Source organism: Chryseolinea serpens, from assembly GCF_900129725.1.
Lineage (GTDB): Bacteria > Bacteroidota > Bacteroidia > Cytophagales > Cyclobacteriaceae > Chryseolinea > Chryseolinea serpens.
Genome location: NZ_FQWQ01000001.1, coordinates 1698085 through 1723670, shown reverse-complemented (window position 1 = coordinate 1723670; position 25586 = coordinate 1698085). Strand labels below are relative to the sequence as shown.

Genomic DNA, 25586 nt, shown 5'->3' with positions numbered 1-25586 from the left:
CCTTCAACTAATCCATTGTAATTTCTTCCGATGCCAAACGAAAGTGAGTTTATCCGGGTCATAAAGGAGAGCGAGGGGATCATTTTCAAGATCGCCATCCTGTATGCCGCGGATAAGGATGATCAGAAAGATCTTTACCAGGAGATTGTTTATCAACTCTGGCGGTCGTTCGATTCGTTTCGCAGCGAGTCGAAGATCAGCACATGGATCTACCGCATCGCCCTGAACACATCCATCACACATTTGCGAAAGGAGAAAAAGAGAGGCCCCCAGGTGGGCATCGACGAAGCCGTGATAAACCGGTTCGACTCCGACGACAGCTTCCTGGAAGAACGCCTGACACAACTGTACGACCAGGTAAAGAAACTGAACACCATCGAAAAGGGGATCGTGTTGCTACACCTGGAAGGAAAGAACTATGAAGAAATAGCCGCCATCACCGGCTTCACCGCCACCAACGTGGGTACGCGCCTGAGCAGGATCAAAGACAAATTGAGGTCGCAGTTAAAAGACTAGGAACCATGGAACTGGATGAAATGAAAACCCTCTGGAACGAGATGTCCGCAAAGCTGGAAGGACAAAAAAAATTGACCGATAAAATGATCATCATGATGACCCAGGAACGATATCAAAGAAGGCTAAGCAAAATCAGGACACCCGAATTGATCAGTGCGTTCCTGTGTTTTGTCATGGTCCTGCTGATCCTGTTTAGCCTAAACAAATTCGACACCTCTTATCTGCTGGCCTGCGCCATCACCTCCGCGACCATTCTCTCAGTGCTGCCGGTTCTTTCGCTCTGGGCTATACGGCAGGTGAGTCGCGTAGACATCAAAGGAAGCAATTACAAGGAAGCCCTGCTCCAATACGCCCTCGCCAAACGCAGATTTCTCTCTGTACAGAAACTCAGCTTCTATCTTAGCTTCGTCTTACTGATCGTGGCATTACCCGTAGCGGTCAAGATGATGGGAGGCAAAACCACCCACATTGAAACCACGACATGGCTTTGGTATTTGCCGTTAGGATTTTTGTTTTTTGTCGTCTTCGCACGGTGGGTCTATCGGTGCTACGTAAACGTCACAGTCCAACTCGAAAACCTTTTGCGGGAAATCGAAGACCAATAGCCCACCATTACCACCCAACGCTATGGGTACCCACCACCCATTTGTTGGTGTCCCCACCAACAAATTTTTCGCGGCACGCCCATCTTTTTTTGTAGGACACCAACAAACTTAGTTGCCGGTCGCCCCGCCTTTGTTGGTGTTCTTCACCAACAAATTTCGCTACCTGCCGTTTATCGCTACGTCCATCTACCCTTCAGCTTCAGCCCTCGTTCTCTTCTTCGGATCCAAACTATAAGCCACCCCAAACAACACCGCCAACAATCCAAAGAGACCGGCGTCCCCCAGCCCCAGCCAAACGGATAGCAGCACACTCACCATCAGCGAAACAAACCCTGCGATGCGGAAGAACCTGGTCTGCCACAACTTTGTGGTATATCCATCCTCGAGATAGTTCCGGTGAAAGGTAAACGGCGCGACGGGTATGAACCATGCAAAAAAGAAAAGTAACTTCGCTCCCAAGGAAAGGGGGACAAGGGCATTTTGTTCGCGGATGATATTGCTGACTTTCTTTTCGACCGTGAAGGTCTCCAATTCGTCCACACCAATGTTCCGGGTGTTGATCTCTGCTTGCACCGCCTCAAGGGCTTCAGACGTATAATCTTCTTTGTGATAGAGAATGTCCAGTAATCGGTCGTTCGAGAAAGCAGCGTAGCGTTTTGCCAGGTCGTTTTTGTCAGGTAGCATACAACGAAGTTAAAAAAATTATCACATCGTAGATTTCAGCCTTTCGGCCGCTTCGGCACGGGATCATAGCCGTGTGTTCCCCACGGATGACACCGCGCAATCCGCTTCGTTCCCAGCCAGATGCCCTTGATCACGCCCCATTCCTGAATGGCCTCCACGGCATATTGCGAACAACTCGGCGTGTGCCGGCAATGGGTGCCCAGCAACGGCGACAAGGCCAGCTGGTAGAACCGTATGGGCAGTATGAATATTTTCTTCAGCATCCGCGTAGTCAAACCCTTTTATTCAAACAGACGCATCCGGAAGGTAGTTCAGTCGATGGTATAACTCATCTCGCCTTCTTTGCCGTCCATGAGTTGCACGCCCATCTTTTTCAGGTCGTCGCGGATCTTGTCCGACAAGGGGAAGTTGCGGTCTTGCCGCGCTTTTTTGCGCAGGTCGATCAGCACGCCGATCACGTTGTTGAGCAGGTCGTGGTTGTGTTCTTCTTCTTCCTTGAGGCCGAGCACATCCTCCATAAAGCCGATATAGGACAGCTTGAATTGTTCGAAGGTGTCTGCATCCACCGAACTCAGCGACACGTTGCCGGATTTGAAATCGTTGATGCGCGAGGCCATCTCGAAGAGCACGGCCAGTGTGCGCGCCGAATTGAAGTCGTCGCTCATGCTGGCGTAGAGGTCCTCGGTGTAGTGTGTCAGCGTTTCGGTCAGGAGTTTGTCGGGCGAAGCTGTGCCGGGGTGTTGCAATTTTTTCAGGATCACCATCGCGTTCGACAGCTTCTTGAACCCCTTCTCGGCGGCGCCCAGGGCTTCGTTGGAGAAGTCGAGCGTGCTGGAGTAGTGTGATTGCAGCATGAAGAAACGCACGGTCATGGGGCCATAGCCTCTTTCGAGCAGGGCATGGCTTCCTTCAAACAGCTCGCGGGGCAAAAACGAGTTGCCCAGCGACTTGCTCATCTTCTGTCCGTTCACGGTGAGCATATTGGCGTGGATCCAGTAGTTCACGGGATTTTTGCCGGTGGCGGCCACGGCCTGGGCGATCTCGCATTCGTGGTGGGGAAACTTCAGGTCGATGCCGCCGCCGTGGATGTCGAAGGTCTCGCCGAGGTATTTTGTGCTCATCACGGTGCACTCGATGTGCCAGCCGGGAAAGCCTTCGCCCCACGGGGAAGGCCACCGCATGATATGGTAGGCGGAAGCGCGCTTCCAGAGCGCAAAGTCCACTTTATTGCGTTTTTCGTCCTGGGCGTCCAGTTTACGGCCGCTTTCCATGAGGTCTTCCAGCACGCGGCCGGAAAGAATGCCGTAGTTGTGGTCCTTATTATATTTGGTCACGTCGAAATAGACGGAGCCGTTCACTTCGTAAGCGAAACCGTTTTCTAAAAGTTTTTTCACGATTTCGATCTGCTCTACTATATGACCGGTTGCCGAGGGTTCGATGCTGGGGGGCAGGATGTTGAACTGGCGCATCACGTGGTGGAAGCCTTCGGTGTAGTGTTTCACCACTTCCATGGGCTCCAATTGCTCAGCACGGGCCTTTTTGGCGATTTTATCCTCGCCTTCGTCCGCATCGTTCACGAGGTGTCCGACATCGGTGATGTTTCGCACATAGCGGACACGGTATTGCAGGAACCGCAAATAGCGTGTAATCAGGTCGAACATCATGAAGGTGCGCACGTTTCCCAGGTGCACGTCGCCGTAGACCGTGGGGCCGCAGACATAGATGCCGAGGTGGCCCGGGACGATCGTTTCCAGGCGTTCTTTCCTGCCAGTCAGGGAGTTAGTAAGGTGTACGGGGTATTTTTCGAAAAGCATCATACTCAAAATCGGCTCAAAATAACACTTATAACGGACTTGCGGCGTGATAGGCGGTAAGGATTTGAAGAACGGCAGACATCCCCTGGAAAGTGTGGTTTTGACACATTCAGCCAATTTGTGTCCGCCAACAATTGCATCTAAACCGAAACCGTAATCGATTGTGTAAACGTTTGCGGAAAAAAATAATCGTTGTTTTCAATCGATACCAGCCCAAAATATCTACATTCGAAGAATGCATGGACGAAATAATCTTAGGATTATCAGGAAACTGCAGAATTTCTATCAACCAATTAATTTTTAACCCAAACTATGATTATGAAAAAACTCTACAAGAGGGTGAGTTTGTCATTGGCAGTCATGCTAATGCTGGCCTCAGTCGCCCTGGCACAAGAAAGGGTTGTGACAGGAACTGTAGCCGATGAAAGCGGGAATTTTATGCCCGGCGTAAACATTATCCTGAAAGGGACTGCAAAAGGAACGGTTTCAGACGCGGAAGGAAAATTCAGCTTGTCTGTTCCCGGCAACGATGCCGTTCTTTTGATCACGTTCGTGGGCTACGGAACTACAGAAGTTCAAGTGGGCACACAAACAAACGTTGAAGTGAATCTCCAACCTGACCTCACTTCACTGGACGAAGTGGTTGTGACAGGTTACTCTTTTGACAAACGCCGCGAATTGACCGGTTCGGTCTCTACGGTGAAGACGAAAGATTTGACCGTTACCCCTACAGGTAACGTTGAACAGCTGTTGCAAGGTCGTGTGGCCGGTGTAACGGTTATTTCCAACGGTCAACCTGGTACTACCAGCCAGGTGCGCGTTCGCGGTTTTGGCGGTTTTGGTGCTAACCAACCCCTTTACATTGTAGACGGTGTGCCGACTCAGGACATCTCCTTCCTGAACCCTGACGACATCGAAACGACTACCGTATTGAAAGACGCCGGTTCCGCATCCATCTACGGTGCGCGTGCTGCTGCCGGTGTGATCGTGTATACGACTAAGAAAGGTAAGAAAGGCCAAAAGCTGAACGTTACCTTTGATAACATGTTTGGTTTTGCCACAGCCGGCAAAGGCCTGAGCATGATGAATCCTCAGGATTTCGCAGACTGGACCTGGAATGCCATCAAGAATACAGAAACGGCTAATGCCGCTGCTGATGGCAGAGCCGTAGATTATGCTGCTGCAATCGCAAAATTTAAACACCCTCAGTTTGGAACAGGAGCAACTCCTGTGATTCCGGACTATATTAACGTTGGCGGTACTGCCGGCGTAGTGGGCACTGTTGATTTGGCTGCTGAAAAATTGAAATACAACGTAGATCCCCGCAACGGTTCGATCTATCAGGTAGTAAAAGCAAATAAGGAAGGTACAGACTGGTATAAAGCCATCATGCGTACCGCTCCTGTGATGAGACAAACCATCGGCGTAAGCGGCGGTGGAGAAACACACCGTTTCTACATCGGCTTGAGCCAACAAAACCAAAAAGGTATTTTGAAGAACAACGACTTCAAGCGTTATGCCCTCCGTGCTAACTCTGAATTCGATGTGCTTCCCAACCTGCGTTTTGGTGAAAACATGCAGTTTACCTACCTCTCTAAACTGGGTCTCTCCGGTGCAGGTGGTGGACAAGGTATCTCTGCAGATGAAAACGACATCTTGTCGGCCTTCCGTATGCCTTCGATCATCCCGATCTATGATGAATTCGGAGGTTATGCCGGAACCGCTGCAAAAGGCTTCAACAACCCGAGAAACCCTGTGGCTAACCGCGATGGTCAAGCCAACAACACAGGTTTCCAGGTACAAGGCTTTGGTAATACTTATTTGGAATGGGACATCATCCCCGGCCTGACCGCTCGCACGAGCATCGGTGGTGCTTACAACAGCTACAGCTACCACAACTACAGCCGCTGGCAGTATGAGAACTCCGAAAACAACTCCTCGTACCAATTCAGCCAAGGACAAGGCTACAGCTTGAGCTGGACCTTCACCAACACCATCAACTACAAGAAAACTTTTGGCGATCATGCTTTGGATGTCCTCGTAGGTCAGGAAGCCTTGAACACCGGTTCAGGATGGGATGACACGCAATCCGGTTTGAACCCCTTCTCGTGGGATCCCGCGTTCATCAACATGACGAACACCAATTCCCGCCAGGCCAACGGTGGCAAGTATCCCGGTGCGAACTTCTCTTCGTACTTCGGACAAGTGAAATATGCTTTCAAGGAAAAATACATCATCACCGGTGTTATCCGTCGTGACGGTTCGTCTGTATTCGGTCCTAACAACCGCTACGGTACGTTCCCCGCTGTTTCCGCAGCATGGCGTATCTCTTCCGAAGGCTTTATGCAATCGGTTCCTTTCGTCAGCGACTTGAAGATCCGCGGTGGTTACGGTGCTATGGGTAACTCCAACTCCATCGTACAATCCAACATCTACAACCAATCGTACCTGTACGGTGGAAGCGTAGGACAATCCTCGTATGACATTGCCGGTTCCAACGGATCGACCACCGGTTACTACCGTACCAACATCGGTAACGCCGACACGAAATGGGAAACGGTGTTGACTAGCAACATCGGTATCGACGGTCAATTGTTCGGTGGCAAACTGGACGTGATCATCGACTTCTGGAAAAAAGATACCAAAGACCTGCTGTATCAATTGCCCCTGCCCGCAACAGTGGGTTACCAGGCAGCCGTTCCGTTTGTTAACGTAGCAAAAATGACAAACAAGGGTATCGATATCTTCTTGGGCAACAAAGGAAATATCACCTCGGGATTGGCCTATGAAATCGCTTTGAACGGTAGCTTCCTGCACAACGAGATCACGGAGATCGGTAACGGACAAACCTACATGACGACGGTTAACCCCGGCTTCAGAGGTATCAACCCGATCCGTAACCAACTCGGTCAGTCGATCTCTGCTTTCTTTGGCTACCAAGTACAAGGTTTGTTCCACAATGCAGAAGAAGTTAGCTCGGCTGCCACCCAAGACGGTGCTGCTCCTGGCCGCTTCCGCTACAAGGACATCAACAACGATGGCAAGATCGACGCTGCCGACAGAACGTTCATCGGTAGCCCTGTGCCTAAGTTCACCGGTGGTTTCAACTTTACTTTGCGCTACAAAAACTTTGACCTCGTTGCATACTTGTATACCTCCCTGGGCAACAAGATCTTCAACCAGTCGAAGTGGTTCACCGATTTCTATCCTTCCTTCCAAGGTGCTGCCATCAGCAACCGTGTGAAAGATTCTTGGACGCCCACCAACACCGGTGGTAAAATCCCTGTATTTGAATCGGCTTCAAACTTCAGCACGAACACCCAGTCTAGCTCATTCTACGTAGAAAACGGTTCTTTCCTCCGTCTGCAAAACATAACCCTCGGTTACAACCTGCCGACCGCTGTATTGGAAAGACTGAAGATGACGAAACTGCGTCTGTTTATTTCTGGTAACAACCTGTTCACGATCACCGGCTACAAAGGCTTAGACCCTGCCGTAGGTGGTGCTGCTGATACCAACTTCGGTATCGATGTAGGAAACTATCCTGTAACCAGAGGTTATACAGCCGGCTTGAACCTGGCGTTCTAAGTAAAATAAACAAGAAAAACAGCTATGAAAAATACACTTAAAACAAGAGCGTTAGCATCGGTACTTTTAGCAGTGCTCTTGCTATATGCTTGCAAGGATAGCTTCCTGGAAGTGAAACCCACGGGGACGTTGAACGAGGACCTGCTCGCTACGCCTCAAGGTATCGAAGCCTCTTTAATTGCAGTTTATTCGCAAGTCAACGGCCGGGGAAACCGGATGGCCAGCCCTTCCAACTGGGTGTGGGGTAGCATTAGAGGTGGTGAGAACAACAAGGGTACTGACCCTGGTGACTACTCTGACATCAACCCGATCCAGCGTTTTGAAGCGCAGGCAACACAAGGTGTCATCAGCGATAAATACAACGGTTTGTATGAAGGTGTGGCTCGTGCCAATGCCACCATGCGGATCCTCGCGAAAACAGACGCCAACGGTTCTGCCGCAATCGAAGCAAAGAAAGTTCTGGTAGAAGCACAAGTTCGCTTCTTAAGAGCACACTTCTATTTCGAATTGAAGAGAGGCTTCAACAACACGCCTTATGTAGACGAAACGGTTGACTATCAGAAGGGCATTGAATTGGTTGGCAACGACAAAGATCTCTATCCGATGATCGAAGCCGACATGCAATTTGCCATCGACAACCTGCCTGAAACCTGGACCGAACTTGGTCGCGTGAACGTATGGGCTGCTAAAGCCTACATGGCCAAGATCCTCTTGTATGAGAAGAAGTTTGACGCTGCGAAGGCATTGTTCGACGATGTGATTGCCAATGGCAAGACCACAAAAGGCGATGCATATAAATTGCAAGCTAAATTCAGCGATGTGTTCAGAGCTGCCAATGATAACAATTCGGAGTCTGTTTGGGCGTATCAATCGGCCGCCAACACCGGTAGCGTGAACAACGCCAACCCTGAATTCGACTTGAACTGGCCCTATAACACAGGTGCTGACGGTCCTGGTAACTGCTGCTCGTTCTTCCAGCCTACGTTCGAAATGGGTAACTCCTTCCGTACGGAAAATGGTCTTCCTTTGAAGGCTCATGCCTATAACACCGGTGCAAACCAGTTGATCACCGACATGGGATTGGAATCTAAGGATGCCTTCACAACCGATCCCGGCCCTGTAGATCCCCGTTTGGATCACACCCTTGGTCGTCGCTATGTGCAATACCTGGATTGGAAGCCTTTCCCCGGCAAAGCCTGGATCCGCAACCAACCTAACGCTGGCCCTTATCAAACCAAGAAGTATGTGTACTACAAGACCGATAAAGGTAGCTTGCAAGACAACAGCTCGTGGACTCCCGGCTACACCGCCATCAACGTAAACATCATCCGCTTTGCCGATGTGTTGCTGATGGCCGCGGAAGCTGAAGTAGAAGCCGCTGGCGGTTCGTTGACCAAGGCCATGGACTATGTAAACATGATTCGTGCCCGTGCGCAAAACCCTTCTGACTTTGTGAAAGGTGTTGTCACCGGATTCACTCCGTTGGCAGCGGGTGGTAACGACTACGAAAAGCCCATCATGGACTACACCCAAGATGCTACGCTGTATGAAGTCGACCTGTATACTGCCGCTGATTTCGGTACCGCAGCCGATGCTCGCGAAGCCATCCGCTTCGAGCGCAAACTGGAGCTGTCGGGTGAAGGTCACCGCTTCTTCGACCTCGTGCGTTGGAGCACTGGCACGACGCCTAACTACGCTGCCGATGAGATCAATGCGTACCTCACTTATGAGTCGCCGAAGATCCCTTCCGGAGCCTTCTCGGGTGCCAAGTACACTGCTGGCCAGGATGAGTTTTTGCCCATCCCTCAGGCACAGATCGATATCCAAACTCCGGATGTCCTGAAGCAGAACCCTGGATATTAATTGATTTAATTATCTGATTTTAAGTAAGGCCAATGTAAATTGGCCTTACTTTTTTATGTATACCCTATGAGAAAAAACCTTTTGCAGGGCACGATCCTCCTCTCGGTTGCCTGTTTGCTGCTGACACAGTGTACGAAAACCGGTTCTAATCCCAACGCACTCTTTCAATTGAGATCTCCCGAAGACACAGGGATCGAGTTTGTCAATACGGTAGCGGAGTCCGACAGTTTTAACATTTTCACCTACGAATACATCTACAACGGTGGGGGCGTAGGCGTCGCGGATTTCAATAACGACGGCCTGCAGGATGTTTTTTTTAGCGGAAACCAGGTGCCCAACCGGCTCTACCTGAACCAGGGCGGGTTTAAATTCAAGGACATCACGGAAAATGCCAATGTGAACGGAAAGAAAGGCCGCTGGAACCAGGGTGTGGCCGTGGTGGACATCAACAACGACGGATGGATGGATGTCTACGTTTGCGCCACGGCAAATCCCGACCCGGAAATGCGGAAGAATATGCTCCTGGTAAATCAAGGGGCGAGCAAGAATGGAGAGCCCACGTTCAAGGAAATGGCCGCTGACTACAAGATCGATTACAGCGGTCACAGCGTGATGGCCGCCTTTTTCGATTATGACCGCGACGGAGACCTGGATCTCTACGTGCTGGTGAACGAAAAGATCAACAACATGCCCACCAACTACCGGCCAAAGATCACCGATGGCTCGTCACCCAACAACGACAAGCTTTACCGGAACGAAGGCAACGGCACCTTCACAGACGTGACGCTGGAAGCGGGCATTCTGTGGGAAGGATTTGGCCTGGGCCTGGCCATCAGCGACGTGAACAAAGACGGATGGCCCGACATTTATGTGTCCAATGATTATTTGTCGAACGACATCTTGTATATCAATCAACAAAACGGAAAATTCACAAACGCCACCGCCGACTACATCGGCCACAGCAGCCAGTTTTCCATGGGCAACGATGCGGCCGACATCAACAACGACGGCTTGCCCGAGATCATCACGCTCGACATGTTGCCGGAAACCAGCGACCGGAAAAAAACAACCATCGGCAACAAAAGCTATCAGAACTATTTGAACAACGAAAAGTTTAAATACGAATACCAGTACGTTCGGAATATGTTGCAGTTGAACAACGGTGCCGATAAGCACATCAAGTTCAGCGAGGTGGGCGAGCTCTCGGGTGTCTATCAGACCGAGTGGAGCTGGTCGCCATTGTTTGCCGATTTCGACAACGACGGCAACAAGGACCTCATCATCACCAACGGTTTTCCCAAAGACATTACCGACAAGGACTTTGCCAACTATCGTGCCGACGTGGGCAACATTGCCAGCAACCGCAGCCTGATCGATTCCATACCCATCGTGCGCATTCCCAACTATGCCTTTAAGAACAATGGTGACCTCACCTTTAGCGACGTAAGCAAAACGTGGGGCCTCGACAAACCATCGTTCTCCAACGGCGCCGCATTTGCGGATCTTGACAACGACGGTGACCTGGACTACATCGTGAACAGCATCAACGATAAAGCGTTGTTGTATGAAAACACCCTGTACGCCGGAAAGGAAAAGAAAAGCAAGATGAACTTCCTTCGCGTCAAGTTAAAGGGAACGGAAAAGAACCCTGCCGGCATCGGCGCGAAAGTGACGCTTCACTATGGTGGTGGTAAATTACAATACAGTGAGGAGTCGGTCTATCGCGGCTTCCTGTCGTCGGTGGAGGAGACCCTGCACTTTGGGCTCGACTCGACGGCTTCGGTTGATTCTGTGGTCGTGGAATGGCCCGACGGAGGTACGCAACGCGTGCGCGATGTGAAGACCAACCAGGTGATCACGATTGCTTATGCACCGGATAAAAAGGAGGGAGTGAAGACGGCAGCACCCGCCATGGCGGAAACGTTGTTCCAAAAGAGCGGGAAGAAGCTTAATATTTTATTTAAACATCCTGAGGAAGATTTTATCGACTTCAATCTTCAGCGCACGATTCCCCATAAGTTTTCGCAAGCGGGCCCCGGTTTGTCCGTGGGCGATGTGAATGGCGACGGACGGGAGGATTTTATCATTGGAGGATCGACGCACCAAAACGCGCAGGTATATCTTCAGAAACCCGATGGCACCTTTTCGCCGACGATGAAAAACGAAAAAGACGAACGCAAGCCCGAAGAGGATGAAGGTCTATTATTGTTCGATGCCGACAACGACCACGATCTGGACCTCTACATTGTGAGCGGTAGCTGGGAAGGTGAGGCCGATGCCACAGCTTATCAGGATCGATTGTATCTCAACAACGGAAAAGGCGGCTTTACACAAAGCAAAGATGCCCTTCCGGAAACGAAAGCCAGTGGCTCCTGCGTACGCGCCGCCGATTTTGACGGTGACGGCGACCTCGATCTTTTCGTAGGTGGCCGGGTAGTTCCCTCGCAATATCCGACACCACCCCAAAGCTACCTGTTGCGAAACGACAAGGGCAAGTTCACCGACGTGACCAAAGAGGTGAGTGAGACCTTGCAGTTGGCCGGCATGATCACCGACGCCTTGTGGACCGACTACGACAAAGACGGAAAAGAAGATTTGCTGGTGGTCGGCGAATTCATGGCGCCAACCTTTTTCAAAAATGATGGCAAAAAACTGGCGAAAGTAGAGGCCTCCGGTGTTGAACAACACAAAGGCTGGTGGAACAGCATCGCCGCCGCCGACTTCGACAACGATGGGGACACAGACTATGTGTTGGGTAACCTGGGCAACAACAACGCCTTCGATGTGACCGCCGAAACGCCGCTAAAACTTTTTGCCAAAGACTTCGATGGCAACGGCAGCGTGGATCCTGTGCTCGCGTGCTACATGCGCGTGTCGATGGGTAGCGAAGAGAAAAAATTATATCCCGTGCACTTCTGGGACGAATTGAACTCGCAGAGCCCGAAGTTCCGTAACAAATATTCCCGCTACAAACAATATAGCAAGGCCACGGCCGATCAGGTGCTCACCGCGGACGACCTGAAAGACGCGATGATCCTGGATGCAAACGATATGGCCTCCAGCTACATCGAAAACAAAGGCAACGGCACCTTCTCCGCGCATGCCTTGCCCACGATCGTGCAGGTAGCCCCGGTTAACGGCATCGTGGCCGACGATGTGAACGGCGACGGAAACGTGGATGTGGTCATGGTGGGCAACGACTATGGCAACGAGGTGTTCATCGGCCGCTACGATGCGTTTACGGGGCTTGTGCTGTTGGGCGATGGCAAGGGTGGATTCCGCGCGTTACCTTCCGCACAAAGCGGCTTCTACACGCCCCACGACACGAAGGCACTGGTGAAATTGTATGGTGCAAAAAACAACGAGATCTTCCTGGCCTCGCAAAACCGCGACAGCCTGGCGGTGTTCACACAAAAACGGGTCGTGCCCATGCGGGTGATATCGGTCGAGCCGGCCGATCGTTGGGCCGAGCTGACCTTGGAGGATGGCCGGAAGCAACGCGTCGAATTTTATTATGGTGCGGGATACTTGTCGCAATCTTCGCGCAAGCTGTCGGTGTCGCCTAAAGTAAAAGAGGTAATGATCTACGATGCTTCGGGGAAATCCCGAAAGGTGTCGCTGGCCGCGATCTAGTTTTAAGAAATAAAAGATGAAACGCCTTTCCGTGTGAAGCCATGCGGGAAGGCGTTTTCATTTTGAACAAGGAGGAGTCATGATTTCGGGGCTGCCTTTTTTGTGGGAGCCTTCTTTGCCGGCGTTTCCTTCCTGGCCGCCGGTTTCTTTGTGGGCGGCGCATCGCCAAACAGATCCTTTGCGGGCCCGATATCTTCTACAAAAATGGGTTCGGGGATTTTCGTGCCGCAATGTTTATTGAGTTGCTGGATGAGGTATTTGCTAAGCTCGGGCGAGTGCAGTTCATCGTGCTGGTGCATAAAAAAATAGACCCTGTCGATGCCCTGCTCCATCCAAACCTTGATGCGTTGCACCCAATCGTCGATGCGCGTATAGTCAGTGGGGTGGAGGCCGTTGCCGACGAAGCGGATGAAGGCTTCGGGGGTAGAAAGATGCATGTGCACGCAATCCCTTCTGCCAGAAGCATCCGTGATGATGGAGCCCGCACGGTTTCGTTCCAGCATGTTGAATACGGCCGCGTTGGCTTCCGGCTCGCTGAACCATTGTGGGTGGCGCAGTTCCACGAACAGTTGGAGGTCTTTAGGCAGCGATTGGATAAAGGCTTCCAGGGTGTCCAGCGTTTTGGGAGGCATGCTGGGGTGTGGCATGAGAAAAAGCGGGCCCAGTTTTTTACCGAAACCGCTAACGCCTTCCAGGAACCGGTCGGTTTGTTCCTTCACATCCTTCAATCTTTTGATGTGCGTGATTTGGTCGGTGAATTTAGGACAGAACCTGAAGTCGTCGCCCACCTTGGCGGCCCAGCCTTGTGTTTGGGAAAATGTGGGCATGCGGTAGAAGGTGGCGTTCAGCTCGATGCAGTTGAAATGTTTTGCGTAGTGGTTCAGAAAATCTGCCTCTTTGGTTTTGAGGGGATAGATCTTTCCCACCCAATCTTTGCGGCCCCACTTGGCGCAGCCCACAAAGATCTGGGGTGTGTGACCCAATGCTTTATTTTTTTTCAGGGTCGTGCCAGTGCCTTCCGCATCGGGAGGCAGGCGGAAGTCCACCTGGCTGATGTCTTCGTTCTCTACTTTTCCAAAGTCCATGGGAATAAAGGTACAAAATGAACGGAGAAGGAGAATGGTCGCCGCGGTGTTCGCGTGTGAAGGATCTATTAAAAAACCTTCGCGGTAAAAATCAACGGGAGGCCATCGCTATTTTCTTCTTCCACCAATTTTTTAGCCACATGCCTTTCCACATCCATAAGCCCGTGAGCACCACGGCCGGGAAGAGAATGAAGCGGACCACGATGACGGCTTCGGGCCGCTCGGCCACAGGGCCATAGATGTAGCCGACAATGGGAACGCTGGCGATGATGTGGACCCAGCGTAATATTTTTCGTTCGGTTGCATTGGTCATAGCCATGATCTTGAAAATGACGATAATTTGATTTTGGATTGGTGTTGAATCCGGGGTACGCCGGTCAACGGTTGTGAATGTATTGCTTCAGCGTGTTCACGTAGTCTTCGAAAGCCTTGATCCCTTTTTTGGTAATGCTGCAGGTGGTCAGCGGCTTCTTCCCTTTAAAAGATTTCTCTACGGCAATGTAGCCCGCCGCCGAAAGCTTGTCGAGCTGCACGCTGAGGTTGCCGGCCGTGCAGTTGGTCTTTTCCTTGATGTCGGTGAATTCCGCGGACGTCACCTGCATGAGCAGCGACATCACGGCCAGCCGGAGTTGGGCATGCAAAAGCGGATCGAGTTCTTTGAACATGGATCAGGCCTCTTTTTTGATGCGCAACAAAATGCCGGGAATGATATAGCCCACCGTCACGGCCAACGCTCCCAGCAGGGGCTGCCACGGGCTTCCCAACACAAACGACAGCGCCCCACAAATCCAGAAGCAGATGCCCCCGACGATGAGCGGTCTGAATTTGATGATCACCCCCGACAGCAACGTGGGCAGGGCGCTGACGAGCAGGATGATGGGGTTGAGCTGATAGTTCACCGCTTTGCCAAAAGCCACCAGCGTGAAAATGACCACCCCAAAGCAAAGCCACATCCACATGTTGATCCGGTCGAGGTGAGTGGCCATGCGATGTTTCCGGCGATGTCTGTACGCTAAATAAAGCGTCAGGAGCCACGCCGGGATCACGATGATCCAGACAATGTAGGGACGGGGATAGTGCGCCATAAGCAAAGCAAACATGCTCAGATTGGCCAGAGCGATCACGCTGCCCCAGAGCAGGAAGTATACGCTGTTGTTCCGGATGTTGCCTTTGGTGAGGTTGATCATCTCCGTGATGATGGCCAGGCTTTGCTTCGTGGTGAGGGCTTCGTCGTCGGGTTTCATAACCGTTGCTTCTTTTGGTGAACCAGGCGTTCCTAAACCCTGGGTTATAAGCCCCGGTTTGGAATGCATTGCTTCGATGTTTGTTGGATGGTATACGGTTATAGCGTAAACTAGTTTATATTATAAACCAAAATATTTCACTTTTGATCTTAAAACAGCCTTTCTGTCTTGAACCATCCTGAAAAGGCCCTGGTTTTCACCATTACGCGCTTCTTTCTACTTTTGGCGCATTAACAACCATCTATGTTCACAGGAATTATCGAGACCCTGGGCCAAGTGTCCGCCCGGGAGCAGGAAAGTGCCAATACCCATTTTAAGATCGCCAGCCCCTTGAGCCATGAGTTGAAGGTGGACCAAAGTGTTTCCCACAACGGCGTTTGCCTCACGGTGGTGAAAATAGAAGACGGCGCCTATTGGGTCACGGCCATCCACGAAACCCTCCAAAAGTCCAACCTGGGCCGTCTGAAAACCGGCGACAAGGTGAACATCGAACGCTGCATGCTCAACAACGGCCGCTTCGATGGTCATATCGTGCAGGGGCATGTGGACCAGGTGGGCACTGTAAAGGCCATCGCCGAAGACAGCGGGAGCTGGCTTTTTGATTTCGAGTATGACGCTGCACAAGGGAACGTCACGGTCGAGAAGGGGTCCATCGCGGTGAACGGCGTGAGCCTGACCTGCTATAACAACGAAGAGGGCCGGTTTAGGGTGGCCATCATTCCCTATACCCATGAACACACCAACTTTCATCAGCTCAAAGTGGGCGACACGGTGAACCTGGAATTCGACATCATCGGGAAGTATGTCAAGCGTTTGTTAAAGAATTGATTTTGGTGCCGGCAATCGGCAGGTTTCTCTACCTTCATAGAAAATAAACCCTCAACGTTATGATCGATCAACTCATCAAACTCGTGGAGCAACACGCCGGGGAAGCCATTGTGCAGAACAAGGCGGTGCCCGACCAGTTCAACAGCTCAGCCATCCAGGAGGTGGCGCAGCAGATCTTTGGCGGCCTTCAAAACCAGGTGGGCCAGGGCAACCTTCAGGACGTGACCGCGATGTTCAATGGCGCGTCAGGTTCGGTGGCCGGCAACCCGATGGTCGCGCAGATGATCACCAACATCGCCGGCAGCTTTGCCTCCAAATTCGGTGTATCGCCACAGGCGGCCCAAAGCATTGCGGGAAGTTTGATCCCGCAGGTGATGAACCAGTTCATCAACAAAACCAACGACCCGAATGATTCGGACTTCGACCTGCAAAACATGATGCGCTCGTTTAGCGGCAACAGTGGTCTGGACATCGGCGACCTGCTCGGTAAGGTCACGGGTGGTTCATCCTCGCAGGGTTCGGGTGACCTGGGGGGCATGCTGGGAAAAATATTCAATTGAGCGGATGGCCGGTGCTTCGGCAAGGCTTACTTCAGAAAGGACTCCTCACAACAGTGGCGGAGTTCTTTTCTTTTCTACCCGTACCATGACGTTGCTTTGAAGGGTGTAGCCTACCCATCCGCTGGCAATGCCGATCACACCTCCCACTAAAATATCGCCGGGATAATGAACGCCGAGATAGAGGCGCGTATAGGTCATGGCAAAGGCCCAGAGGTATAGCCAGGTGATCCAGGGTTTGGAGGGACGAAACAGCAGTGAAAAGAAGGTGGCTGTTCCCAGGGTGTTGGCGGCGTGGCTGGAAGCGAACCCATATATGCCGCCTTTGTAGCCGTTCACCAAATGGATCAATCCGACAAGCGAAGGTTCCTGCGACGGACGAAGACGCGCAAAGAAGGGTTTCATGAGGCCGGACGTGATTTGGTCGCACAACAAGATGGTGACGGTGATGCCCAGCAACGGTACCCAGCAATCTTTTTTATAGTCGCGGATCACGAGAAAGAGCAGGAAAAGATAGAGGGGGAGCCACACAAAGGTCTCCGTGAAAAATAACATGACGGGGTCGAGCCACGGCGTGTGCAAACCATTGAAGAATAAGAAGAGCTCCTTATCCCATTCGAGTAAACGATCAAGCATAGCTACGAATATAAGGTAGCTTTTTCATTTTCCTGCATCATCCACTCAAATGCTTCTTCCATAGTGGGGAAAGGCTGAAAGGAAATGTTGAATTGCTCGACCTGAGTTTGTATGTTTTGAATGTAGGTGATCACACGCTCGTCGCGGGCGTCGGGGCGGATGAAGGCGATGCGGCGGAGGCCGTTGCGGGAGGCTTCGGGGATGATGTTCTGGAACATCCAGACCTGGTCTTCGGGGGCGATCGGTCCCTGGTGGACCACGTCCGACATCCAGTTGGGTGTGTTGTATACCTGCAGGAATTCCAGCGCCTTGGAAAATACCGCCCGGTATTGTTCGCTGCTGATGGGCCCGCGCCAGATCACGCCGGTGGAATTGACGGTGGCGTCGAAAAAGATTTTAGCATAGGGTTCGTCGAGCAGCATTTGCCGTTTCACATTCTCTGGTTTGCGCAGACGGACGGTGAACTCGGTGAACTTGTTCAATTCGCTTTGCACGTCGATGGTCCCGCCCAGTGCTTCGCATTGCAACTTCACCAGGTAAAGACCTAGACCTTTGCCCTCGGTGTGGTGGTGGAAGCGGCGATAAAGCTTGAACATGTTTTCGCGATGCGCATTCAGGTCAATACCCAGACCGTTGTCTCGGACGCGGATCACAAAATAGCGGGGCTCTTCCGAACAGCTCAACTCCACCATCGGCGTGCGGTCCGGCGAACGATACTTGATGGCGTTGCTGATGAGGTTATACAGAATGCTGTGCACCATGGGCTTCACCGAATACAACACCGGGCACGGCTCCACATCGATCTTGAGTTGGACGCCATGGGCCGTGATCTCTTTCTCCAGGGTTTTGTAGATGTGATTTAATTCGGCCGACAGGTTGATCTTTTGACGGATCTGAAAAATGTCCTGGCGGATGTCGATGATCTTGCTGAGTTCCCGGATGATCTCGTCCAGGCGCAGCGTGGAGGATTTGATGTGGGCGAAGACCTCGGCCACGTCGCTGGGAATGTTGTCGGGTTTGATGAATTTCAGCAGGCCCAACAGGCTGGCCACGGGACCGCGAAGGTTATGCGAGACGGTATAGGAAAACTGGCGCAGCTCATTGTTGTGCTTCACCAGCTCGGTGTTGGTTTCCATCAGGTCTTTATTCTTCCGGATCAGTTCCGACTCCAGTTCCTGGTTCTTATTGAACAGCCGGCCCCGTTGCTCCTCAATGAGCCGGTTGGCGTCGATGAGTCTTTCCTGGTTCACTTGCAGGCTTTCGCTTTGCGCGTGGATCTCCGCATTTTGTGCTTCGATCTCAACGTTGCGTTCCAGCAATTGGAGGTTGACCTGGTTGAGGTCTACGATGAGTTCTTCGTTCTTCTCCTCGTTCTTTTCCGAAAGCCATTTGAGAAATCCCAGGCTGGCGGTCATGATAAAATAGGTGATGACGATCACAACGTTGGTGAAGTGATAGTTCATCAGTTTTAACCGATCCTGCGCATAGGGCACACCAAACAAACTGTGCAGCGGGTCGTGGGCCATGAGCACGGCAAACCCGCCGAGCGCGGCAATGGTGAGTAAGGTCTTTTCCCGGAACGAGAACAGCATCCATGGAATGACACAACATCCCAACACCACGATGCGGAAGGTAAAGTAGTCCAACTCCTCCTGCTCTTCGTAGTAGACCCACTTCGAATAGATGGACAAGGCCATCACGACGACAGGGCTGAGGAGGCTGATCCAGAGCCGGCTGAAATTGATATAGCCTCCCCGGTTTAGGATGATCACGACGAGGGCCAGGGCGCCGATCACCGGAATCAGGTAGGTGATGATGTTGCCACCATACCAAATGAAATAAAAGAATGTGGCGACAAGGCTTAAGGAAAAGAGAATAAGGGCAATCGCATTCGAAAGTAGAACGCCGCGTTTGTCGGGCGGTGTCCTGGCAAAACCGGCTCCGGAATAAATGAGGGCACGCAAAAAACTCATTGAGGGTCAACGTTCTTGTGATGGTCAAAGTTACGGAATTATGGAACAAGTTCGGGGAATTTGAGTGTAGCCGGTTTGTTGACGATTGTGGGGTCATGCTTCCTGTCAAAATCCGGGATGGCCATCCCTTTCCTGCGTCCGATTTTATTGTACATTGTAGTAATATTTATTGCAGTCAGGCTTTATGGAGAAATTTGATCTGGTGGTCATCGGGGCGGGTCCTTCCGGATACGCAGCAGCCATGCGTTCCCTCGATTTCAAGAAAAAGACATTGCTTATTGAAAAGAACAAGGTGGGTGGCGCGGGCGTCACCAACGGTGCGCTCTCATCCAAAACCTGGTGGGAGTTGTCGCGCGAGACCGCGTCGTTCAGGAAGAATCTGAAACGCTTCAACCTGAAGGTGCCCAGCATCAACTACAAGGAGATCCAGGACGAGGTGGCCAGCGCCATTGAAGAGCGCATGGGCATGCTGGAGGAGCACCTGCACATGATGAAGGATTCGCGCTACACGGATTTGCTGAGCTTTCGCAAAGGCAACGCCCGCCTCATCAGCGCGCACGAGATCGAGATCGACACCGGTGCCTATGAAAAAGAGATCGTTTGGGCGGAGCACATCATCCTGGCTACCGGCAGTCGCCCGCGTTATTTACCCGAACTCCCCATCGACGAAAAGATCGTGATGACCAGCGAAGGCATCGAGAACATGGAGGACTTTCCGGAGAGCATGGTGATCGTGGGAGCGGGGGTGATCGGCTGTGAATATGCTACCATCTTTTCAGGTTTTGGCAAAACAAAAGTTCACCTCATCGACAAAGGCGCCCGGATCTTGCCGTTTGAAGACGAAGACATCGTGCGGGTGATCGAACGCAACATGGAGAACAACGGCGTGCTCATCCACCGTAACTCACGCCTCATCAACATGGAGATCAAACATGGCCGCGTAGAATACACACTGGAATATGACGACGGCACGAAAGGCACGTTCAACGTAGCCAAAGCGTTGGTGGCCGTGGGCCGCACGCCCAACTACGAAGAGCTTTGGGACGACGCCGTGAACATCAGCATCTCCAAACGCGGCATTGAGGACAATGATACCCAAACCAACATCACCAACATCTACGCCGTGGGCGACATCACCGCCGACATTTCATTGGTGAACGTGGGCGAACTCGAGGGCCGGTATGCCGTGGAGAAAATATTTGGCGACCCCAAGCGCAAACTCATCTACGAGAACATCAGCACCATCATGTTCCTGAACCCGGAGGTGGCCAGTGTCGGGGTGAATGAAACCCAGGCGCGCGAACGGGGCCTCGACTATAAAGTGGCTACGCTCGACTACAGTTGTATTCCCCGCGCCATTGCCAAACGCAACACCCAGGGCTTTATCAAAATGCTGGTCACGAACGACGAGCAAATGAAAATTCTGGGATTGAAGATCATCGGCAATCACGCGTCCAGCGCGATCCAGGCCGTGGCGTTGCTGATCAGCATGGATAAAGGGATCGAAGAGCTGGCGGAGTGCGTCCATCCTCATCCTTCCATTACGGAAGGCATCCAGGAATGTGTGCGCATGCTGTTGGGGAAATCACTCTTCAAACCGGATGCATTGAAAGGAAAGATTTCTTGCCGCACCAGTACTGGTGGAGTGTATCAGGATATTCATTTCTAATACTCAATCTCGCTTTCGACTCACGATTTACTTTTGTCGTTTCTTTAGAACGGCCAGCACATCCGCGAGCGAGTGATTTTTTGCTGCCAGTAAAACCAGGTAGTGATACATCAGGTCTGCGGCTTCGTTCAGGAAGAGGTCCGTATTGTTATCCTTCGCCTCGATGATGAGTTCAACGGCTTCTTCGCCTACTTTCTGTGCTACTTTGTTGATGCCTTTTTGGATGAGGGATGTCGTGTAGGATGCCTGGGTCGGGTTGTTCTTTCGGTCTTGAATGATCTGTTCCAACGCAGCAAGATCCCACCGCTCATTTTTTTCATTAAAGCACGTGTCGGCTCCCGTGTGGCAAACCGGGCCTTCGGGAATTACTTTGATCAGCAGCGTATCGTTGTCACAGTCGACCGCGATGTCGACCAGGTTGAGGAAGTTGCCGGAGGTCTCGCCCTTGGTCCAGAGGCGTTGTTTGCTGCGGCTGAAGAAGGTCACTCTCTTTTCCTGAAGTGTTTTTTTATAGGCATCTTCGTTCATGAACCCCAGCATGAGCACGCGTAAGGTTTTTACATCTTGTATGACACAAGGCACGAGGCCGTCTTGTTTGCTGAAGTTTATGGTGAGATCATTCATGGCATTCAATTTTTTTGGTACGCTTTACTTGTTCAGGGACGAATCACGATGTTCTTTTCATCGAGGAACGATTTCAGTTCAGGTATTTTCACCTCCCCAAAGTGGAAGATGCTGGCGGCCAATGCCGCGTCGGCTTTGCCCAGGACAAAGGCGTCGATAAAATGCTCTTTGTTGCCGGCGCCGCCGGAAGCGATGACGGGAATTTGCAAGAGGGCGTTGAGTTTGCTCAGCGGGTCAATGGCAAACCCGTGTTTCGTGCCGTCGTGGTCCATGCTGGTGAAAAGGATCTCGCCCGCGCCGCGTTCTTGTCCTTCCTTGGCCCAGGAGAAAAGTTTTTTGTCGGTGGGCTTCTTGCCGCCGTGCGTGTGCACCGTCCACTGGTTGTCGATCTTGCGGGCGTCGATGGCCAGCACGATGCATTGTGCACCAAAGGCTCGCGACAATTCGTCGATCAGCTGCGGGTTTCGCACCGCAGCAGAGTTGATGCTCACTTTGTCGGCACCCGCTTCCAGCAACGGAGCCACATCTGCCACCGAACTGATGCCGCCGCCTACGGTGAACGGAATGTTGATGTGACGGGCAATGTCTTTTACCAGCGAAGCAAAGGTCTTGCGTTCTTCGTTGGTCGCGGAGATGTCGAGGAACACCAACTCGTCCGCGCCCTGACGCGCATACGTGGCGCCCAGCTCCACCGGGTCGCCGGCATCGCGGATGTTGACGAAGTTCACACCCTTCACGGTGCGACCGTCTTTGATATCCAGACAAGGAATAATGCGTTTGGTCAGCATGCCAGGGGTTATATAGTAGTTAGTTCTTCCAATGTCACTTTGCCTTCGTAGATGGCTTTGCCCACGATGACGCCGTCGGCGCCGATGCGTTTCAATTCTCTCAGGTCGTCGAGATTGCTTACGCCGCCGCTGGCCACGAGATGCAGTTGGGGGAAGCTCATGAGAATGTTTTTGTACAATTCGATGTTCGGTCCCTTCAGCATGCCGTCCGTGCTGATGTCGGTGCAGGTAACATACTCGATGCCGTTGCGCGTGTAGTCCTTCAGCAGGGATGCGAGGGTGAGGGGGGAGCTTTCCTGCCACCCGCTGATGGCCACATAGTCGCCTTTGACGTCGGCACTGAGAATGATCTTGTCTTTGCCGAACTTCGTGATCCAGGAGATCACTTTCAGCGGCTCTTTCACGGCGACACTGCCCAGGTTCACTTGCTTCACACCGAGGTTGAGCAATCGCTGCACTTCGTCTTCTGTTTTTATGCCGCCACCAAAATCGACCGTGAGCGATGTGGCTTTGCAGATGGCTTCCACCACGCTCCAGTTGACGACCTTGCCGGCTTTGGCACCGTCGAGGTCCACCACGTGGAGGTCGGTCAGGCCGGCTTCTTCAAAGGAGCGCGCCACGGAAACGGGATCTTCGTGGTATATTTTTTTCTGGGCGTAGTCGCCCTGGGTGAGGCGTACACATTTTCCGTCGATAATGTCGATAGCAGGAATGATTCTCATGGTGTCAAAGGGCTAAGAAACTTTTTAATACACGTTCGCCGGTCTCGGCCGATTTTTCCGGGTGAAATTGTACGGCGTAGAAATTGTCTTTGTGCATGGCGGCACTGAACGGAGCGATGTATTCCGTGGTAGCCGACGTGTGTGCATTTACAGGGACGTAAAAACTGTGTACGAAATAGGCGTACTGATGATCCACGCTGCGATCGATCCAACTGTCGCTCAGGGTTAGGTTGTTCCATCCCATATGGGGGACCTTCAGGTCGCCTTGCGGAATAAATCGTTTTACCGTCTCGCCAAAGATGCCCAGGCATTCGGTGTTGTTTTCTTCCGAGAACGTGCACATCAGCTGCATGCCCAGGCAAATGCCGAGCACGGGTTGCTTCAACGCCGTGATCACCTGGTCCAATTTGTGGTCGCGGAGATAGTGCATGGTAGTACTCGCTTCGCCCACACCGGGAAAGATCACTTTGTCGGCCTTCCGGATCTCCTCTGCATTGTCGGTGATGGCAAAGTCCACGCCCAGCCGTTCCAGTGCGAAGGACACGGACTGGATGTTGCCGGCGTTATATTTTATGATGACAAGCTTCATGCTGTGTTGGTCTTGCGGTTAAAGGACTCCCTTGGTCGTGGGCAGTTGGTTGCCTTCGCGCTTCACTGCCATCTTGATGGCTTTGGCAAACGCTTTGAAAATGGCCTCGATCTTGTGATGTTCGTTGTCGCCTTCGGCCTTGATGTTGAGGTTGCTCTTGGAGGTGTCGGAAAGCGATTTGAAGAAATGGAAAAACATTTCCGTGGGCATCTCGCCGATCTTTTCACGCTTGAACGCCGCATCCCAAACCAACCAGGGCCGCCCTCCAAAGTCGATGGCCACTTGCGCCAGGCAGTCGTCCATGGGCAGACAGAAGCCATAGCGTTCGATGCCGCGTTTGTTGCCGAGGGCCTGGAGGAAGGCTTCTCCCAGGGCCAGGGCCGTGTCTTCGATGGTGTGGTGCTCGTCGATGTGCAGATCGCCCTTCACCGCGATGTCGAGGTCCATGTTGCCGTGACGGGCCAGTTGGTCGAGCATGTGATCGAAAAATCCAAGACCGGTGCTGATGCGCGATTTACCCTGACCGTCCAGGTTTAGGGTGATGCGAATGTCGGTCTCTTTCGTCGTGCGGGTCACGGTGCCGATGCGGTCGGGCGTGGCGACATGTTTGTAGATGTCGTTCCATGACGTGGTGACGAGCGAGCAAAAATCCGCGAGGCCTTTTTCGGAAAGGGTTTCCCTGAGGTTGCCATTGTTGATGAGAATTCCTTTTGCCCCGAGGTTCTTGGCGAGTTCCACGTCGGTGATACGATCGCCGATGACATAGGAGTTGGCCAGATCGTACTGTCCGTTGAAAAATTCCGTGAGCATGCCCGTGCCCGGTTTCCGGGTGGGTTTGTTTTCTTTTGAAAAAGAACGGTCTACAAAAATTTTGGAGAAGACGATGCCCTCGTTTTCAAAGGCCTTCAGCATTTTATTTTGCGCGGGCCAAAACGTTTCTTCCGGGAAGCTTGATGTGCCCAATCCATCCTGGTTGGTGACGATCACCAATTCATAGTCAGTGTCGCGGGCAATTTTGGCAAGCCCGTTGAACACGCCGGGGTAATATTCCAGTTTTTCGAGGCTGTCGATCTGCTCGTCGGCGGGTTCGAGGATGAGGGTGCCGTCGCGGTCGATGAAGAGTACTTTTTTCATGCTGTATATTTTTTCAGGGCCGCGAGCAGCCGTTGGTTTTCTTCGGGTGTGCCGATGGTGATGCGCAGACAGTTATAGCACAATGCCACCCGCGAACGATCCCTGACAATGATGCCTTGGTTCATCAAGTACTCGTAGGTGCCGTGTGCGTCCTTCACTTTTGCCAAGAGGAAGTTGGCATCGGAGGGATAAACATGTTCCACGAGCGAAAGTTGTCGTAATGCCTTGCCCATGACGTCGCGTTGCTTCACGACTTCCTTCACCCAGGCTTCTTTTTGCTGCACGTTCTCCAGCGCATCCAAGGCCAACTCCTGGGTTCGGATGTTCACATTATACGGGTATTTGATTTTATTGAGCACGCGGATGATCGCTTCCGAGGCGAAGCACATCCCCAATCGCAATCCGGCCAAGCCCCAGGCTTTGGAAAACGTCTGGAGCACCACGAGGTTGGGATGGTGTGCGAGTTCCTGCACAAAGCTCTTGCCCGTGGCAAAATCAATATAAGCCTCGTCGATGACCACAATGCCGTAGAAGCGCTTCAACACTTCCTCGATCTTGGCGGTGCTCAGCAAGTTGCCCGTGGGGTTATTGGGACTGCAAAGGAAGAGTACTTTGGTAGTGGCGTCGAATGTTTTGGGGAACGCATCCAGGTCGAGGTCGAAGTCGGGGGTGAGCAATACTTGTTGCACGTTCACGGCGTTCACTTCGGCGCAGACGGAATACATGCCGTAGGTGGGGTCGGTGATGAGGATCGAGTCCTGGTTCGGTTCGCAGAATGCACGAATGATGAGATCGATGCCTTCGTCGCTGCCGTTGCCGAGAAAGATCTGTTCCGGTTTCACGCCTTTGAGCGCGGCCAGCTTTTCTTTGACGCGCCACTGCAGCGGATCGGGGTAGCGATTGTAAGGCGAAGGATAAGGATTTTCGTTGGCGTCGAGAAAGATCTCCGCGGTGCCCTTGAACTCGTCGCGGGCCGACGAGTAGGGCTTCATGTTGAGAATGTTCTTGCGCACCAGGGCTTGGATGTCCATGGA

The 25586-nt window shown here is 52.1% G+C and carries 23 protein-coding genes; 8 read left to right on the top strand and 15 right to left on the bottom strand.

Annotation, left to right across the window (positions count from 1 at the left end; all coding sequences use genetic code 11):
- Positions 1–30: 30 nt before the first annotated feature.
- Together BUB30_RS06670 and BUB30_RS06665 are read left to right on the top strand one after the other, a co-directional pair.
- Positions 31–516: an RNA polymerase sigma factor gene (locus BUB30_RS06670; RefSeq protein ID WP_073132128.1), complete on the top strand. Its 486-nt coding sequence runs from the start codon at positions 31–33 to the stop codon at positions 514–516.
- Between the two features lie 5 nt (positions 517–521).
- Complete coding sequence (locus BUB30_RS06665) at positions 522–1121, top strand: hypothetical protein (RefSeq protein WP_073132126.1); 600 nt, start codon at positions 522–524, stop codon at positions 1119–1121.
- 186 nt (positions 1122–1307) lie between these two features.
- Here the strand turns inward: BUB30_RS06665 and BUB30_RS06660 are convergent, their stop codons facing one another.
- The 3 genes from BUB30_RS06660 to cysS are packed head-to-tail and all read right to left on the bottom strand — an operon-like array spanning position 1308 to position 3622.
- A complete protein-coding gene (locus BUB30_RS06660; RefSeq protein WP_073132124.1) occupies positions 1308–1805 on the bottom strand; it encodes a hypothetical protein in 498 nt (165 codons plus the stop codon).
- Between the two features lie 35 nt (positions 1806–1840).
- Entirely contained in the window at positions 1841–2068 is a 228-nt protein-coding gene (gene yidD / locus BUB30_RS06655; protein WP_073132123.1) for a membrane protein insertion efficiency factor YidD, read from the bottom strand.
- A gap of 48 nt (positions 2069–2116) precedes the next feature.
- On the bottom strand, positions 2117–3622 hold the full coding sequence (cysS, locus tag BUB30_RS06650) for a cysteine--tRNA ligase (protein WP_073132121.1): 1506 nt from the start codon (positions 3620–3622) through the stop codon (positions 2117–2119).
- Positions 3623–3931: 309 nt separating this feature from the next.
- Between cysS and BUB30_RS06645 the strand changes: the two genes are divergently transcribed.
- The 3 genes from BUB30_RS06645 to BUB30_RS06635 all read left to right on the top strand — a co-directional run bounded on the left by BUB30_RS06645 (position 3932) and on the right by BUB30_RS06635 (position 12703).
- Complete coding sequence (locus BUB30_RS06645) at positions 3932–7207, top strand: SusC/RagA family TonB-linked outer membrane protein (RefSeq protein ID WP_394333994.1); 3276 nt, start codon at positions 3932–3934, stop codon at positions 7205–7207.
- A 24-nt stretch (positions 7208–7231) separates the two neighbouring features.
- Complete coding sequence (locus BUB30_RS06640) at positions 7232–9070, top strand: RagB/SusD family nutrient uptake outer membrane protein (RefSeq protein ID WP_073132117.1); 1839 nt, start codon at positions 7232–7234, stop codon at positions 9068–9070.
- A gap of 66 nt (positions 9071–9136) precedes the next feature.
- Positions 9137–12703, top strand: coding sequence for a VCBS repeat-containing protein (locus tag BUB30_RS06635; protein ID WP_073132116.1), 3567 nt, complete (start codon positions 9137–9139; stop codon positions 12701–12703).
- Between the two features lie 77 nt (positions 12704–12780).
- On the opposite strand, the gene BUB30_RS06630 is transcribed toward BUB30_RS06635, so the two are convergent.
- From BUB30_RS06630 to BUB30_RS06615, 4 genes are all read right to left on the bottom strand, one after another.
- Positions 12781–13788 (bottom strand): DUF72 domain-containing protein, encoded by a 1008-nt coding sequence (locus BUB30_RS06630; RefSeq protein WP_073132114.1) that lies wholly within the window; start codon positions 13786–13788, stop codon positions 12781–12783.
- Positions 13789–13879: 91 nt separating this feature from the next.
- Positions 13880–14101, bottom strand: a complete 222-nt coding sequence (locus BUB30_RS06625; protein ID WP_073132113.1) for a hypothetical protein — start codon at positions 14099–14101, stop codon at positions 13880–13882.
- A gap of 64 nt (positions 14102–14165) precedes the next feature.
- Complete coding sequence (locus BUB30_RS06620; protein WP_073132112.1) at positions 14166–14453, bottom strand: winged helix-turn-helix domain-containing protein; 288 nt, start codon at positions 14451–14453, stop codon at positions 14166–14168.
- Between the two features lie 3 nt (positions 14454–14456).
- A complete protein-coding gene (locus BUB30_RS06615; protein WP_073132110.1) occupies positions 14457–15032 on the bottom strand; it encodes a hypothetical protein in 576 nt (191 codons plus the stop codon).
- 243 nt (positions 15033–15275) lie between these two features.
- On the opposite strand from BUB30_RS06615, the gene BUB30_RS06610 reads away from it, so the two are divergent.
- Together BUB30_RS06610 and BUB30_RS06605 are read left to right on the top strand one after the other, a co-directional pair.
- Entirely contained in the window at positions 15276–15860 is a 585-nt protein-coding gene (locus BUB30_RS06610; protein WP_073132109.1) for a riboflavin synthase, read from the top strand.
- 59 nt (positions 15861–15919) lie between these two features.
- Positions 15920–16420, top strand: coding sequence for a DUF937 domain-containing protein (locus tag BUB30_RS06605; protein WP_073132107.1), 501 nt, complete (start codon positions 15920–15922; stop codon positions 16418–16420).
- 45 nt (positions 16421–16465) lie between these two features.
- Here the strand turns inward: BUB30_RS06605 and BUB30_RS06600 are convergent, their stop codons facing one another.
- Together BUB30_RS06600 and BUB30_RS06595 are read right to left on the bottom strand one after the other, a co-directional pair.
- Positions 16466–17053 carry a phosphatase PAP2 family protein gene (locus BUB30_RS06600; protein WP_073132105.1) on the bottom strand — a complete coding sequence of 196 codons (588 nt, stop codon included), beginning with the start codon at positions 17051–17053 and terminating at the stop codon, positions 16466–16468.
- 2 nt (positions 17054–17055) lie between these two features.
- Positions 17056–19026 (bottom strand): sensor histidine kinase, encoded by a 1971-nt coding sequence (locus BUB30_RS06595; protein WP_073132104.1) that lies wholly within the window; start codon positions 19024–19026, stop codon positions 17056–17058.
- A 184-nt stretch (positions 19027–19210) separates the two neighbouring features.
- On the opposite strand from BUB30_RS06595, the gene BUB30_RS06590 reads away from it, so the two are divergent.
- Positions 19211–20695, top strand: coding sequence for a dihydrolipoyl dehydrogenase family protein (locus BUB30_RS06590; RefSeq protein WP_073132103.1), 1485 nt, complete (start codon positions 19211–19213; stop codon positions 20693–20695).
- A 27-nt stretch (positions 20696–20722) separates the two neighbouring features.
- On the opposite strand, the gene hisIE is transcribed toward BUB30_RS06590, so the two are convergent.
- From hisIE to hisC, 6 genes are read right to left on the bottom strand one after another with little or no spacing between them, the layout of a single operon-like run.
- The gene (hisIE, locus tag BUB30_RS06585; RefSeq protein WP_073132101.1) at positions 20723–21319 is read right to left on the bottom strand and encodes a bifunctional phosphoribosyl-AMP cyclohydrolase/phosphoribosyl-ATP diphosphatase HisIE; all 597 of its coding nucleotides are present in this window, start codon (positions 21317–21319) and stop codon (positions 20723–20725) included.
- A gap of 32 nt (positions 21320–21351) precedes the next feature.
- Positions 21352–22107 (bottom strand): imidazole glycerol phosphate synthase subunit HisF, encoded by a 756-nt coding sequence (gene hisF / locus BUB30_RS06580; protein ID WP_073132099.1) that lies wholly within the window; start codon positions 22105–22107, stop codon positions 21352–21354.
- 8 nt (positions 22108–22115) lie between these two features.
- The gene (gene hisA, locus BUB30_RS06575) at positions 22116–22829 is read right to left on the bottom strand and encodes a 1-(5-phosphoribosyl)-5-[(5-phosphoribosylamino)methylideneamino]imidazole-4-carboxamide isomerase (RefSeq protein ID WP_073132098.1); all 714 of its coding nucleotides are present in this window, start codon (positions 22827–22829) and stop codon (positions 22116–22118) included.
- A 4-nt stretch (positions 22830–22833) separates the two neighbouring features.
- Positions 22834–23418, bottom strand: coding sequence for an imidazole glycerol phosphate synthase subunit HisH (hisH, locus tag BUB30_RS06570; RefSeq protein WP_073132096.1), 585 nt, complete (start codon positions 23416–23418; stop codon positions 22834–22836).
- 18 nt (positions 23419–23436) lie between these two features.
- Complete coding sequence (gene hisB / locus BUB30_RS06565; protein ID WP_073132095.1) at positions 23437–24552, bottom strand: bifunctional histidinol-phosphatase/imidazoleglycerol-phosphate dehydratase HisB; 1116 nt, start codon at positions 24550–24552, stop codon at positions 23437–23439.
- Complete coding sequence (gene hisC / locus BUB30_RS06560) at positions 24549–25583, bottom strand: histidinol-phosphate transaminase (protein WP_073132093.1); 1035 nt, start codon at positions 25581–25583, stop codon at positions 24549–24551. Before hisC ends, hisB begins: the two co-directional genes overlap by 4 nt.
- Positions 25584–25586: the final 3 nt, after the last annotated feature.

What these genes read in the sequence shown, in the direction of transcription:
- BUB30_RS06670 (WP_073132128.1), top strand. Translation starts at nt 31, where the DNA reads ATGCCAAACGAAAGTGAGTTTATCCGGGTCATAAAGGAGAGCGAGGGG.
- BUB30_RS06665 (WP_073132126.1), top strand. Translation starts at nt 522, where the DNA reads ATGGAACTGGATGAAATGAAAACCCTCTGGAACGAGATGTCCGCAAAG.
- BUB30_RS06660 (WP_073132124.1), bottom strand. Translation starts at nt 1,805, where the DNA reads ATGCTACCTGACAAAAACGACCTGGCAAAACGCTACGCTGCTTTCTCG.
- yidD (WP_073132123.1), bottom strand. Translation starts at nt 2,068, where the DNA reads ATGCTGAAGAAAATATTCATACTGCCCATACGGTTCTACCAGCTGGCC.
- cysS (WP_073132121.1), bottom strand. Translation starts at nt 3,622, where the DNA reads ATGATGCTTTTCGAAAAATACCCCGTACACCTTACTAACTCCCTGACT.
- BUB30_RS06645 (WP_394333994.1), top strand. Translation starts at nt 3,932, where the DNA reads ATGATTATGAAAAAACTCTACAAGAGGGTGAGTTTGTCATTGGCAGTC.
- BUB30_RS06640 (WP_073132117.1), top strand. Translation starts at nt 7,232, where the DNA reads ATGAAAAATACACTTAAAACAAGAGCGTTAGCATCGGTACTTTTAGCA.
- BUB30_RS06635 (WP_073132116.1), top strand. Translation starts at nt 9,137, where the DNA reads ATGAGAAAAAACCTTTTGCAGGGCACGATCCTCCTCTCGGTTGCCTGT.
- BUB30_RS06630 (WP_073132114.1), bottom strand. Translation starts at nt 13,788, where the DNA reads ATGGACTTTGGAAAAGTAGAGAACGAAGACATCAGCCAGGTGGACTTC.
- BUB30_RS06625 (WP_073132113.1), bottom strand. Translation starts at nt 14,101, where the DNA reads ATGACCAATGCAACCGAACGAAAAATATTACGCTGGGTCCACATCATC.
- BUB30_RS06620 (WP_073132112.1), bottom strand. Translation starts at nt 14,453, where the DNA reads ATGTTCAAAGAACTCGATCCGCTTTTGCATGCCCAACTCCGGCTGGCC.
- BUB30_RS06615 (WP_073132110.1), bottom strand. Translation starts at nt 15,032, where the DNA reads ATGAAACCCGACGACGAAGCCCTCACCACGAAGCAAAGCCTGGCCATC.
- BUB30_RS06610 (WP_073132109.1), top strand. Translation starts at nt 15,276, where the DNA reads ATGTTCACAGGAATTATCGAGACCCTGGGCCAAGTGTCCGCCCGGGAG.
- BUB30_RS06605 (WP_073132107.1), top strand. Translation starts at nt 15,920, where the DNA reads ATGATCGATCAACTCATCAAACTCGTGGAGCAACACGCCGGGGAAGCC.
- BUB30_RS06600 (WP_073132105.1), bottom strand. Translation starts at nt 17,053, where the DNA reads ATGCTTGATCGTTTACTCGAATGGGATAAGGAGCTCTTCTTATTCTTC.
- BUB30_RS06595 (WP_073132104.1), bottom strand. Translation starts at nt 19,026, where the DNA reads ATGAGTTTTTTGCGTGCCCTCATTTATTCCGGAGCCGGTTTTGCCAGG.
- BUB30_RS06590 (WP_073132103.1), top strand. Translation starts at nt 19,211, where the DNA reads ATGGAGAAATTTGATCTGGTGGTCATCGGGGCGGGTCCTTCCGGATAC.
- hisIE (WP_073132101.1), bottom strand. Translation starts at nt 21,319, where the DNA reads ATGAATGATCTCACCATAAACTTCAGCAAACAAGACGGCCTCGTGCCT.
- hisF (WP_073132099.1), bottom strand. Translation starts at nt 22,107, where the DNA reads ATGCTGACCAAACGCATTATTCCTTGTCTGGATATCAAAGACGGTCGC.
- hisA (WP_073132098.1), bottom strand. Translation starts at nt 22,829, where the DNA reads ATGAGAATCATTCCTGCTATCGACATTATCGACGGAAAATGTGTACGC.
- hisH (WP_073132096.1), bottom strand. Translation starts at nt 23,418, where the DNA reads ATGAAGCTTGTCATCATAAAATATAACGCCGGCAACATCCAGTCCGTG.
- hisB (WP_073132095.1), bottom strand. Translation starts at nt 24,552, where the DNA reads ATGAAAAAAGTACTCTTCATCGACCGCGACGGCACCCTCATCCTCGAA.
- hisC (WP_073132093.1), bottom strand. Translation starts at nt 25,583, where the DNA reads ATGGACATCCAAGCCCTGGTGCGCAAGAACATTCTCAACATGAAGCCC.